Origin of the sequence: Streptomyces sp. NBC_00988, from assembly GCF_045162645.1 — a bacterium.
Lineage (GTDB): Bacteria > Actinomycetota > Actinomycetes > Streptomycetales > Streptomycetaceae > Streptomyces.
The window spans coordinates 1410653-1425244 of sequence record NZ_CP108730.1; the positions used below are offsets into that span (position 1 = coordinate 1410653).

Below are 14592 nucleotides of genomic sequence, written 5' to 3' on the forward strand. Positions count from 1 at the left end.
TCAGACGGGCTTGTCAGCTGACTCGGGCCTGCCGGACACGAGCTCGGACCGCCCGTCGGAGGCGTGGGCGGGCTCAGGCGCCACAAGCTGTTCCGCGACCGCTCGGCCGATGGCCGCGGCATGCTCGCCCCGCAGCATCCCGACGTGGTCGGCGGCGATCTCGAATCCCTCGATAGGGCCGGCTATGTACTGTTCCCAGGTCGTGCGCGCCGCCGCGAGCGACATGTGGGCCAGCCCGCCCTCGGTGGCCAGGAACAGCAACGCACCACCGCCGAAGCGCCGGGGGGTGTGCCCCTGCGCCAGCCGGATCATGTGCTGCTTCGTCTCCTCCATGTTGAGCGTGAAGGAGTCGGCCGGCGGGTTCACCGCTCCCGGACCGTCGAGCAGGGCCCGCCCCTCCTGGTCCGCCCTGCCGTCGATGCGGACGTGCGTCCCGTCGTCTCCGTCCTGCGGACCGCCGTCGTCCTCCCTGTGGTGTCCGCCGGGGAAACCGTCCAGCAGGGCCAGCAGTGCGACCTCCTGGCCCTGGCTTTCCAGCTCGGCGGCGATGGCCTGGGCCAGCACCGCGCCGAAGGACCAGCCGAGGAGCTGGTACGGCCCCTCGGGCTGCACCGCGCGGATCCGGTCGACGTAGTCGGCCACCAGCTCCTCCACGCTGCCCGGCATCGCCCTGCGGTCGGTGAAGCCGGGCGCCTGCAGCCCGTAGACCGGCAGGTCCTGTGGCAGGTGCCGGAGCAGCGCGGCGTAGGACCAGGCCAGCCCCGTGCTGTGGTGCAGGCAGAACAACGGCGTTCGGGAGCCCTCGCTCTGCAGCGGCAGCAGCGGAGCGAGGTCGTCGCGCCGACGCCCGGCGCGCCGCGGTGTCGACAGACCGGTGCGGCCGTCCTCCGCGGCACGCGGCTGCACCAGCCCGTCCGAGGTCCACGCGGCGCGTCGACCGGTACGGAGCATCAGGTCACCGCCGGGCCCGAAGGGGTCGGGGACGAGGTTCCCCGCGGTGCGGGCCGGCGCGCCCGCATAGACACGGGCCAGGGACGGTCCCGCCACATACAGGTCGCCCGGCACGCCGGCCGGGACCGGACGGAGCCACTCGTCGAGCACGTACGCACGGGCGGTGCGGGGCAGCAGGGCGGTGAGCGGCGCGGGCTCGGGGTCCGGTCGCCCGCCCGCGGGCACGGCGGCGGCCTCCAGCACGACGGTGCGGTCCCCGCGCAGCGCGGCCAGCAACCCGACGAGCAGCTCGGCGGTGGGCGCTCCCGCGTCCAGGCGGATCACGTCACCGGCCGACTCCGACGGCGGGGATGCCGCCTGACGGTCGATCACCCGGCCGAGCAGGGACCGGTGGTCCACCAACTCGCCCACGAGCGTGCCGTCCGGTGCCTCCGCGGGGAGCACCACGGCCGGGTGGGACGGCAGCGGGTCCGGGACGGCGACGGCACGGCGCAGGAGCCGGCCCCCGGCCCGGATCGCGTCGTCCACCCGCAGCACCGGCACTGCCTCCGACCCGGGACCGTTCCCCGGCGCACCGGCCGCGGCGCCGCCCGACCGGACGAGCGCGACCGGGCGGGCGCAGCCCAGTGCGGCGGCCGCCGCCAGCGGGCCCTCGGGATCGTCCGGGTCGGCGATCAGGCACGCGGCCCCGGAACGGAGCACGCCGAGCACGGCGACCGCCCAGCCGGTGCCGGGCCGCGCCGCGACCACCACGACGTCACCCGCGCCCGCCCCGCACCGGTCCAGCCTCGTGGCGAGCCACGCCGTCGCCCGGTCCAGGGCCCGACGGCTGAGGAAGCCGTACGCGTCCTGGACCGCCACGGCGCGCGGGTCGCGGGCCGACGACTCGGCGAGCCCCGGGAGCACGGTGCCGTCCGGGACCCGGGCCGCGCCACGGTTCCAGTCCTCGGTCAGGCGCCGCAGCTCCGACTCACCGAGCAGGATGTCGACCTGGCTCAGCCGTAGCTCCGGATCGGCCGCCGTCTGCCCGAGGAGGCTGAGCAGCCGCCGCGCGAGGCTGACGGCGGTGGCCCGGTCGAACAGCTCCTCGGCATAGATCAGGCTGCCGTCGAGGCCGTCCGGGCCGCCGTCGTCCCGGTGCCGGTCGGTCAGCCGTACCGTCAGATCGAACTCGGACGCCGGAGCGCCGAGGTCGACGACGGAGGTGGCCAGCCCCGGCACCGCGGGGACGTCCCACTTCGCCGCGGTGTCGTCCCTGATGTCCAGGACGACCTGGACAAGCGGATGCGGGTCGCCGGGTTCCGCGCCCGCGAACCCCAGAGCGTCGGCGATGCGCGCGAACGGGACGTCCCGGGATCGCTCCGCCTCCTCGGTGGTCTCCCGGACGCGGCCGAGCATCTCCCGGAACGTCGGGTCGCCCGAGACGTCGGTGCGCAGTGGCAGCAACCCGGCGAACGGGCCCATGGCGGCCTCCAGTTCGCCCTCGCCCACCGGTCGCGGTGCCACGGCGCCGACCGTCAGATCGGTGCCGGCGCCCATCCGGGCGAGAAGCATCGCCAGTGCCGCGTGCACGAGGGCGACCGACGTCACGCCGAGCGGTCGGGCCACCTCCGTCAGCCGGGCGTGCACCTCGGCCGGGACGCGCAGCGGCACCGCGCGGGCCCGGTGCGACGGCCGAGTGGGGCGTGGCCGGTCCGCGGGGAACGTGGTGGTGGACGGTGCGTCCGCCAGGACCTCCTTCCAGTAGCCGATCTGGTCGCCGGCCACGCTCTCCTTCGCCTCCGCGCCCGCGAGCAGCCTGCTCTCCCACACCGCGTAGTCGGCGAACTGCAGCGGCAGGGGGGCGCGCTCCGTCGCGCGGCCCTCCCGACGCGCGCCGTACGCCACGGAGACGTCACGCACGAGGGCGTCCCGAGACGCGTCGTCGCCACCGATCCGGTGCAGTACGAGGAGGAGCACATGGTCGGTGTCGGAGAGCGCGAACAGAGTGGACGCCCAGGGCGTTTCGCTGCCGAGGTCGAAGTCGCGGGCGGCGTGGGCCGCCAGGACGGCGGGAAGCTTCTCCTCGGTCGTCGCGACAACCGGGAGGGCCGGGAGGACGGCGGGATCGTCCGCGCCCAGGATCCGCTGGATCAGTCCGCCGTCCGGGGTCTCGGCGAGGACCGTGCGCAGGATGTCGTGCCGTGCGGCCACGTCCGCCAGGGCCGCACGCAGCGCGTCGTGGTCGAGCTCACCGTGCAGGCGGAGGGCCACGGACGACTGGAAGGCCCGCGTGCGCGAGTTCGCCGCGGCACGTCGCCGGACGAGCTGCTGTCCGGCCGTGGCCGCCGCCTCGCCGCCCTCGTGCTCGACGGGGACCAGCGAAGGGCGCGACTTCGTACCCAGGATGCGCGCCGCGCCGATCGGCGTCGGATCACCGAAGAACTGCTTCAGGTTCAGCTCGGCGCCGGTCTCCGACCGGATCCGGCCCGCGAGGTGCATGGCCAGCGCCGAGTTGCCGCCCAGGTCGAAGAAGTTGCCGTCGGCGGCCACCCGGTCGAGGCCCAGCACCGAGGCGAACAGGGCGCACAGCGTCGCCTCGACATCGGTCCGGGGAAGGAGCCCCGAGCCATCGCTCTCCGGGTCGGGCACGGGCAGGGCGGCCCGGTCGATCTTGCCGTTGACCGTAAGAGGCAGGGCATCGAGGACCACGACGGCCGAAGGGACCATGTAGTCCGGCAGCCGTGTCGCCGCGAACTCACGCAGACTCCCGGCCTCGGGGGCCCCGTCCTCGGAGCCGGCCGGAAGGACATAGCCGACGATGCGCGGATGACCGGGACGGTCCTCGCGGACCATCGCCACGGCCGTCCTGACATCGGGGTGAGCGGCGAGGACGGCTTCGACCTCACCGAGTTCGACGCGGAAGCCTCGGATCTTCACCTGCTCGTCCGCGCGCCCCACGAAGGCCAGTTGACCGTCAGCGGTCCAGCGGGCCAGGTCACCGGTGCGATACATCCGGCCGCCGTCCTCGTCGAACGGGCACGCCACGAAGCGCTCCGCGGTCAGGTCCGGGCGGTTCACGTAGCCGCGGGCCAGGCCATCCCCCGCGATGTACAGCTCGCCGGCCACACCGACGGGGACCGGGCGGAGGGACGTATCCAGTACGTAGGTGCGGACGTTGCCCAGCGGGCGGCCGATCGCGGGCGGAGCATCCTCACCCGTGATGCCCTCCTCCAGCAGGACGGCGGTGGTGATGACGGTGGCCTCAGTGGGGCCGTAGGTGTTCCAAAGCCGGGCGTTCTCACGCCACTTGGCGGCCAGACCTGCCTCCAACCGCTCCGCACCCAGCACCCAGTTGGCGATGGTCGGCACCGTGTCCGGCTCCAGCGCTCCGATCAACGACGGCACCACACTCGCCACACTCACACCGGACGCCTCGATCATGCGGGCCAGGGCAGCGCCGTCCAGCCGCTCATCGGACGAGGCAATCGCCAACGTGCCACCGGCGGCGAGGGTCACCGCCACATCCAGCACGGCCGCGTCGAAGGAGAACGACGCGAACTGCAGTGCCGTGACGCCGGGTTCCACACCCAGGACGGGCCGCATCACCGACGCGAGGTTGGCCACAGAGGCGTGGGCCACGGCCACGCCCTTGGGACGCCCGGTCGACCCCGACGTATAGATGACGTAGGCCAACTGATCGGCAGTCACATCCGGCAGCACACCGGAATCGCTCCCCAACTCATCAATCAACACGGTGTCGACGTCCGCGGACAGACGACCAACAGTCTCGGCGGTCGCCAGGACCAGTTCGGCGTCGCTGTCGGCGACCATGAACACCAACCGGTCGGAGGGGTATTCGGGATCCAGCGGGACGTACGCGCCGCCGGCCTTCCACACCGCCAGCATCGCCACGACCGCTTCCATCCCACGCGGCAGGCACAACCCGACGCGGGACTCGCGCCCCACACCACGCGCCACCAACCCACGCGCCAACGCATCCGACCGGGCCTCAACCTCGGCATACGACAACGCCAGGCCCTCGGACCACAGCGCAACCGCCCCCGGCTCCCTGACCACACCGGCACGGAACCGCTCCAACACCGTTGAGGTATCAACCTCGTTCGCGGTGGCATTCCACTGCTCGACGACCGCGGACCGCTCAGACTCCTCCAGCACCTCCACGGCACTCAGCCGCAGCTGCGGATCGGCCGCGACCTGCTCCAGCACCCGCACCAGCCGCTCGGCCAGCCGACGGACGGTCTCCTCGTCGAACAGGTCGGCCGCGTAGAGAATCCCACCGCCCAAACCAGCCGGGACACCCTGTCCGGACCACCGCTCCCCCAGCGAGAACGAGAGGTCGAAGCGGGCCGCGGGGTCCTCCGCCGGCGGGATCTGCTCGACCGCCAGCCCTTCGAGATCCCACTGCGCCTCGGGCACGTTCTGAAGCGCCAGCATCACCTGGAAGAACGGACTACGGGCCGCCGACCGCGTCGGGTTCAGTTCGTCGACGAGCTTGTCGAACGGCACGTCCTGATAGGTGTACGCCGAGAGGTCGGACTCCCGGACACGCGCCAGCAGGTCACCGAACGTGGGGTCACCGGAAGCGTCGGACCGCAGGACGAGCGTGTTGACGAAGAACCCGGCCAGATCCTCCAGTTGCACGTCCGACCGGCCGGCGACCGGGGTGCCGACACAGACGTCCTCCCCCGCACCCATCCTCGCCAACAGCACCACCAGCGCGGCATGCACGACCATGAACATCGTCGCCCCACCTCGCGCCGCCAACTCCACCAGCCGGCCATGCGTCTCCGCATCCACCCGCACCGGTACCTGACCGCTGCGGAACGACGGCGTCGCCGGACGCGGCCGGTCGAAGGGCAGCGGCGTCTCCTGCGGCACGTCCTCCAACTCCCGCCGCCAGTAAGCGATCTGACCCGCCCCCGCGCTGTCCGGGTCGTCCAGCTCGCCCAGCACCTCCCGCTGCCACAACGCGTAATCCGCGTACTGGACAGGAAGCGGCTCCCACCCCGGTTCGCCACCCGACAGACGGGCGCGATACGCGGCCTGGAGGTCGTTCGCCAGCACCCCCATCGACCAGCCGTCCGAGGCGATGTGATGGGCCACCAGCAGCAGGCCCCACTCCGTGTCCGAGATCCTCAGCAGGGAGGCCCGCCACGGCAGGTCGACCCGGACGTCGAACCCGCGCCCGATCTCGTCCTGCATGAGGTCGTGCCACCGCTCACCGGCCTCGATGACCTGGAGCAGGGGACGGCCTTCCGCCCCCTCGCGGATCTCCTGATACGGCACGCCCTCGACGTCCGGGAAGACCGTACGCAGACTCTCGTGCCGGTCGGCGATGTCCCACAGAGCGGCCTGCAGCGCCTCGATGTCGACGGTGCCGGTCAGGCGCAGGGAGAAGGGGAGGTTGTAGGCGGAAGCCCCGGCCCCTTCGGTTTCGGCACCCTCGGTCCCGGCCCCCTCGATCCGGTTGAGGAACCACATGCGCTGCTGGGCGAAGGACAACGGCACCCGCTCCGGCCGCTCCCTACGCGCCAGCACCACACCCGCCGACGCTCCGGTGCTCTCGACCAGCCGCGCGACACCGGCCACCGTCGGCTCCGCGAAGACCTCACGGACACCGACCGACACCTCCAACACCGACCGGATACGAGCGATCAGCCGCATCACCTTCAGCGAGTCACCGCCCAGTTCGAAGAAACTCTCCTCCGCACCGACCGTGTCCGCCTCCAGGCCCAACACCTCGGCGAACAAGGCGGAAAGGGCCACCTCGGCCGGGGTCGACGGCGCACGACCACTGTCCGCCGCGCGCTCCGGCTCGGGCAGAGCGGCCCGGTCGATCTTGCCGTTCACCGTCAACGGCAAGGCGTCGAGCAGCACGATGGCGGACGGCACCATGTAGTCGGGCAGCCGGCCGGAGGCGAACTCCCGTACCGCGTCGGCCTGCGGGTTCCCTCCGGCGACGGGCAGCACGTAGCCGATCAGCCGTTCGTCGCGCACGACCGCTATGGCCGTCTTCACCTCCGGGTGGGCGGTCAACGCGGCCTCGACCTCGCCCAGTTCGACGCGGAAGCCGCGGATCTTCACCTGCTCGTCCGCACGGCCCACGAAGTCCAGCCGCCCGTCGGCCGTCCAGCGGGCCAGGTCGCCGGTGCGGCACATCCGCCCGCCGTCGTCGAACGGGCAGGCCACGAACCGCTCCGCCGTCAGGTCAGGGCGCCCGATGTAACCGCGCGCCAGTCCGTCCCCGGCGATGTACAACTCGCCAGGCACCCCTACCGGCACCGGCCGCAGATAGGCGTCCAGGACATGCGTCCGGACGTTCTCCAAGGGGCGGCCTATGGACGGCGGCGCGTCTTCGGCGGTGATGCCCTTCGGCAGCAGCGTCGCCGTGGTGATGACGGTGGCCTCGGTCGGGCCGTAGGTGTTCCACACCCGCGTGCGCTTCCGCCACTTGGCGGCCAGGCCGGCCTCCAACCGCTCGGCGCCCAGCACCCAGTTGCCGATTCCGGCGAGCGCCTCCGGCTCCAGCACACCGAGCAGCGACGGGACGACGCTCGCCACCTCGACACCGCAGGTCTCCACCAGGGCTGCCAGGGCAGCGGGGTCGAGCCGCTCCTCGGACGAGGCGATGGTCAACGTACCGCCCGCCGCCAGCGTCACCGCGACGTCCAGGACGGATGCGTCGAAGCTGAACGACGCGAACTGCAGCGCCGTCACACCGGGCTCGACGCCCAGTACCGGGCGCATGGCCGTGGCCAGGTTGGCCACCGGCGCGTGTGCCACGGCCACACCCTTGGGACGCCCCGTCGATCCGGACGTATAGATGACGTAGGCCAGTTGATCGGCATCGATCTCCGGCAAGTCGCCTGAGACGTCGACGAGTTCGTCGATGTGGACGGTGGCGACACCCTCCGGCAGACGGTCGGCGGTCTCGTCCGAGACCAGCACCAACTGCGCCGTGCTGTCGGTCACCATGTAGGCCAGCCGATCGGACGGGTATTCGGGGTCCAGCGGGACGTACGCCCCGCCGGCCTTCCACACCGCCAGCATCGCCACGACCATCTCGGCCCCGCGCGGCAGGCACAGCCCGACCCGGGACTCGCGCCCCACACCACGCCCCACCAGCCCACGCGCCAACGCATCCGAGCGCCCATCCACCTCGGCATACGTCATCGAACGGTCGAGGGAGCGGAGAGCCGGCGCCGTCGGCGTCAGCGCGGCCCACTCGCGGAACCGTTCCACGACCGTGATGACCTCGTCCGCATCGCGAGCCGCGGCGTTCCGCTCCGCCACGACCGCGGTCCGCTCGGCCTCGTCCAGCACCTCCACGGCGCTCAGCCGCAGCTGCGGATCGGCCGCGACCTGCTCCAGCACCCGTGCCAGCCGCTCGGCCAGCCGACGGACGGTCTCCTCGTCGAAGAGGTCGGCCGCGAACAGGATGCCGCCGCGCATACCCTCCGGCTCGCCTTCGGCGGTGTGGGACTCGTTCAGCGCCACCGACAGATCGAACCGGGCGGCCGGGTCGGACGCGGGCGGTATCTCCTCGACCGCCAGCCCTTCGAGATCCCACCGCGCCTTCGGCACGTTCTGGAGCGCCAGCATCACCTGGAACAGCGGGTTGCGCGCCGCGGAACGCGCCACACCCAGCTCGTCGACGAGCCGCTCGAACGGCACGTCCTGGTTGGCGTACGCCGAAAGGTCGGACTCCCGGACACGCGCCAACAGCTCACCGAACGTGGGATCACCGGAGGCGTCGGACCGCAGGACGAGCGTGTTGACGAAGAACCCGGCCAGCCCCTCCAGTTGCACGTCCGAACGCCCCGCGACCGGCGTACCGACGCAGAGGTCCTCCCCCGCACCCATCCGGGCCAGCAACACGACCAGCGCCGCGTGCACGACCATGAACATCGTCGCCCCACCCTGCGCCGCCAGACCGGCCAGCCGGGCATGCGTCTCCGCATCCACGCCGACGGGAACCGACCCACTGCGGATCGACGGCGCCGCCGGACGCGGGCGGTCGAAGGGAAGCAGCGTCTCCTGCGGCGCACCCTCCAACACCCGCCGCCAGTACTCGACCTGCCCGGCACCCTCGCCGGCCCCGTCGTCGTCCAAGTCGCCCAGCACCTCCCGCTGCCACAACGCGTAATCGGCGTACTGCACGGGGAGCGGCTCCCATCCCGGGGAGTCCCCGCCGAGACGGGCGCGATAGGCGATCTGCAGGTCGCCGGCCAGCACGCCCATCGACCAGGCGTCCGTGGCGATGTGATGAGCCACCAGCAGCAGCACCCACTCCGTCGCCGAGACCTTCAGCAGCGTGGTCCGCCACGGCAGGTCGCCTCGGACGTCGAACCCATGCCCGGCCTCCTCCTGCATGAGTTCGCGCCAGCGTTCTCCGGCTTCGATGACCTGGAGCCGGGGACGGCCTTCCGCCCCCTCGCGGATCTCCTGATACGGCACGCCCTCGATGTCCGGGAAGACCGTGCACAGACTCTCGTGGCGGTCGGCGATGTCGCCCAGCGCGGCCTGCAGGGCCTCGATGTCGAGGGTGCCGGTCAGGCGTAGGGAGAAGGGCATGTTGTAGGCGGAAGCGCTCACCTCGTCCATCCGGTTGAGGAACCACATCCGCTGCTGCGCGAAGGACAACGGCACCCGCTCCGGGCGTTCCCTACGCGCCAGCAACACACCCGCCGACGCTCCGGCGGTCTCGACCAGCCGCGCGACACCGGCGACCGTCGGCTCCGCGAACACCTCACGGACACCGACCGACACCTCCAACACCGACCGGATACGAGCGATCAGCCGCATCACCAGCAGTGAATCGCCGCCCAGCTCGAAGAAGCTCTCCTCCGCACCGACTGTGTCCGCCTCCAGGTCCAACACCTCGGCGAACAAGGCGGAAAGAGCCACCTCGGCCGGGGTCGACGGCGCACGACCACCGCTCGCACCGAAGTCGGGGATGGACAGCGCGGATCGGTTGATCTTGCCGTTGGCGGTCAGAGGGAACTCGTCGAGGACGACTACTGCCGACGGGACCATGTACTCGGGCAGCCGGGTGGCGGCATGCGCGCGTACGTCCTCCTCGTCCACGTCCCCGACGACGTAACCGACCAGACGGCCGTCCCGGGCCAGCACCACAGCCCTCTCTACCTGCGGGTGCGCGGCGAGAACGGCTTCGACCTCACCGAGTTCGACACGGAAGCCACGGATCTTCACCTGTTCATCCGCGCGGCCTACGAACGCCAGTTGACCGTCGGCCGTCCAGCGGGCCAGGTCACCGGTGCGATACATCCGCCCGCCGTCCTCGTCGAACGGGCAGGCCACGAAGCGTTCGGCGGTCAGATCGGGACGGTTGACGTAGCCGCGGGCCAGGCCTGATCCGGCGATGTACAGCTCACCCGTCACTCCGACGGGGACAGGGCGGAGGAAGGCGTCCAGTACGTACGTGCGGACGTTGCCCAGAGGCCGGCCGATCGCCGGCGGAGCATCCTCACCGGTGATGCCCTCGTCCAGGAGAACGGCGGTGGTAATCACGGTGGCCTCGGTCGGCCCGTAGGTATTCCAAAGCCGGGCGCCCGCACGCCACTTGGCGGCCAGACCGGCCTCCAACCGCTCCGCACCCAACACCCAGTTGGCGATGGTCGGCACGGTGTCCGGCTCCAACGCACCGAGGAACGACGGCACCACACTCGCCGTGGTCACACCGGCCGCCTGCAACATCTCCGCCAGGGCAGCGGGGTCCAGCCGCTCGTCGGACGAGGCAATCGCCAACGTGCCACCGGCGGCGAGAGTGACCGCCACATCCAGCACGGCCGCGTCGAAGCTGAACGACGCGAACTGCAGCGCCGTGACGCCGGGTTCCACACCCAGCACCGGCCGCATCACCGACGCGAGGTTGGCCACGGAGGCGTGTGCCACGGCCACACCCTTCGGACGCCCCGACGACCCCGACGTATAGATGACGTAGGCCAGTTGATCGGCAGTGACATCCGGGAGGTTGCACGACTCGTCGTTCAGCTCGTCGAGCAGGACAGTGTCGACGTCCGCAGACAAGCGGTCGGCGGTCTCGGGTGTCACCAGGACCAGTTCGGCGTCACTGTCGGCAACCATGAACACCAACCGCTCGGACGGGTATTCAGGGTCCAGCGGGACATACGCCCCACCGGCCTTCCACACCGCCAGCATCGCGACAATCGCTTCCGCACCGCGCGGCAGGCACAACCCGACCCGGGACTCACGCCCCACCCCACGCGCCACCAACCCACGCGCCAACGCATCCGACCGCGCATCCACCTCCGCATACGACAACACCCGGCCCTCGGACCACAGCGCAACCGCATCCGGCGCCGTGACCACATTGGCGCGGAACCGCTCCAACACAGTTGAGGTATCAACCTCGTTCGCGGTGTCGTTCCACTGCTCGACGACCGCGGACCGCTCAGACTCTTCCAGCACCTCCACGGCACTCAACCGCAGCTGCGGATCGGCCGCGACCTGCTCCAGCACCCGCGCCAACCGCCCAGCCAGCGCACTGACGGTCTCCTCGTCGAACAGGTCGGCCGCGTAGAGAATCCCACCGCGCAGACCATCGGCAGAACCGCTGTCCGAACGACGCTCGCTCAGCGTCAGGGACAGATCGAAGCGAGCCGGGGGGTCCTCCGCCGGCGGGATCTGCTCGACGACCAGTCCTTCGAGGTCCCAGTGCGCTTCGGGCACGTTCTGGAGGGCCAGCATCACCTGGAACAACGGATTGCGAGCGGCAGAGCGCGCTGGATTCAGCTCGTCCACCAGCCGCTCGAACGGAACATCCTGATGGGCGTACGCCGACAGATCGGACTCCCGCACCCTGCGCAACACCTCGGCGAACGACGGATCCCCCGCCAAGTCCGACCGCAGGACAAGCGTATTGACGAAGAAGCCGGCCAGATCCTCCAGTTGTGCATCCGAGCGACCGGCGACCGGGGTACCGACGCAGACGTCCTCCCCCGCGCCCATCCTCGCCAGCAACACGACGAGCGCGGCGTGCACGACCATGAACATCGTCGCTCCACCCTGCGCCGCCAGACCGGCCAGCCGGGCATGCGTCTCCGCCTCGACGTCCAGCGGAACCGAACCGCTACGGAACGACGGCACCGCCGGACGCGGCCGGTCGAACGGCAGCAGCGTCTCCTGCGGCGCACCCTCCAACTCCCGCCGCCAGTGGGCGATCTGACCCGCCCCTGCGCTGTCCGGGTCGTCCAGTTCGCCCAGCACCTCCCGCTGCCACAACGCGTAGTCCGCGTACTGGACAGGGAACTGCTCCCATTCCGGCGCCTGGCCGGTCAACCGCGACTGATACGACGTCTGCAGGTCGCGGGCCAATACGCCCATCGACCAGGCGTCGGAGGCTATGTGATGGGCCACCAGCAGCAGCACCCACTCCGTCTCCGAGAGCTTCAGCAGCGTGGTCCGCCACGGCAGCTCCACCGCCAGATCGAACCCACGCCCGGCCTCGTCCCGCATGGCGTCACGCCAGCGCTCGCCGGCCTCGACCACCACCAACTCCGGACGACTGCCCGCCCCTTCCAGCACCCGCTGATACGGCACGCCCTCCACATCCGGGAAGACCGTACGCAGACTCTCGTGACGATCGGCGACGTCACCCAACGCCGCCTGCAGCGCCTCGGTGTCGAGGGTGCCCGTCAGACGCAAGGCGAAGGGCATGTTGTAGGCGGATGCCCCCGTCCCGTCCATCCGGTTGAGGAACCACATGCGCTGCTGGGCGAAGGACAACGGCACCCGCTCCGGCCGCTCCCTGCGCGCCAGGACGACAACCCCCGACACTCCGGTGCTCTCGACCAGCCGCGCCACCCCGGCCACCGTCGGCTCCGCGAAGACCTCACGGACACCGACGGACACCTCCAACACCGAGCGGATACGGGCGATCAGCCGCATCACCTTCAGCGAGTCACCGCCCAGTTCGAAGAAACTCTCCTCCGCACCGACCGTGTCCGCCTCCAGGCCCAACACCTCGGCGAACAAGGCGGAAAGGGCCACCTCGGCCGGGGTCGACGGCGCACGACCACCGCTCGCACCAAGGTCGGGGGTGGGCAGCGCGGATCGGTCGATCTTGCCGTTGGCGGTCAGCGGGAACGCGTCCAGTACGACGACCGCCGACGGGACCATGTAGTCCGGCAGCCGGGATGCGGCGAAGGCACGCAGGTCGTCGGTGTCGGCACCTCCGACGGCGTAGCCGATCAGACGGCCGTCGCGTACCTGTGCCGCAGCCTGCTCGACCTGCGGGTGGGCGGCTAGGACGGCTTCGACTTCGCCCAGCTCGACACGGAAGCCACGGATCTTCACCTGCTCGTCCGCACGGCCCACGAAGTCCAGTTGACCGTCGACCGTCCAGCGAGCCAGGTCGCCGGTGCGGTACATCCGCCCGCCGTCGTCGAACGGGCACGCCACGAACCGCTCTGCCGTCAGGTCCGGACGGTTCACGTAGCCGCGGGCCAGGCCATCCCCCGCGATGTACAACTCACCCGCCACACCCACAGGAACAGGGCGCAGGAACGCGTCGAGCACATAGGTACGGACGTTGCCCAACGGGCGGCCGATCGCCGGCGGAGCATCCTCGCCCGTGATGCCCTCCTCCAGCAGGACGGCGGTGGTGATGACGGTGGCCTCGGTCGGCCCGTAGGTGTTCCAAAGCCCGGCACCAGCACGCCACTTGGCGGCCAGCCCCGCCTCCAACCGCTCCGCACCCAACACCCAGTTGCCGATCCCCGACACCGCATCCGGCTCCAACGCACCGAGCAGCGACGGCACCACACTCGCCGTAGTCACGCCCGCTGCCTCGATCATGCGGGCAAGTGCCGCCCCGTCCAGCCGCTCCTCCGACGAGGCAACCGCCAACGCACCACCGGCAGCGAGGGTGACCGCCACATCCAGCACGGCCGCGTCGAAGGAGAACGACGCGAACTGCAGCGCCACCACCCCGGGTCCCACACCCAGCACCGGACGCATCACCGACGCCAGATTCGCCACCGAGGCATGCGCCACGGCCACGCCCTTGGGACGCCCCGTCGACCCCGACGTATAGATCACATAGGCCAACTGGGCCGGATCCACCCTCACATCCAGACGATCACCGTCTGCGAGGGCAAGGTCCTCCAGAAGTACGGTGTCGGCGGCCACCGGCAGCCGGCCAACGCTCTCCTCCACGGCCAGGACCAGTTCGGCGTCACTGTCGGCGACCATGTAGGCCAGCCGGTCGGAGGGGTACTCCGGGTCCAGGGGCACATACGCCCCACCGGCCTTCCACACCGCCAACATCGCCACGACCATCTCGACCCCGCGCGGCAGGCACAGACCGACCCGGGACTCGCGCCCCACCCCACGCCCCACCAACCCACGCGCCAACGCATCCGACCGCGCATCCACCTCCGCATACGACAACACCCGGCCCTCGGACCACAGCGCAACCGCATCCGGGGCCGCAGCCACCCGCTCCCGGAAGCCCGCCAGCACGGTCGATGTCTTTACCTGCTGGTGCGTGGCATTCCAGTCCTCCACGACCGCGGATCGCTCGGATTCCTCCAGCAGATCAAGGTCGCTCAGCCGCAGCTCCGGGTCGGACGCGACCTGCTCCAGCACCCGCAC

General features: G+C 71.1%; 1 protein-coding gene (running past one end of the window). It reads right to left on the bottom strand.

Annotated elements, in window-relative coordinates:
* Window positions 1–14592, bottom strand: partial view of a non-ribosomal peptide synthase/polyketide synthase gene (locus OG496_RS06660; RefSeq protein ID WP_405969989.1) — the 3' portion only. Its footprint extends 13884 nt past the window's final position; 14592 of the gene's 28476 nt are visible here — the last part of the coding sequence; its start codon lies off the right edge, out of view; it ends in the stop codon at window positions 1–3.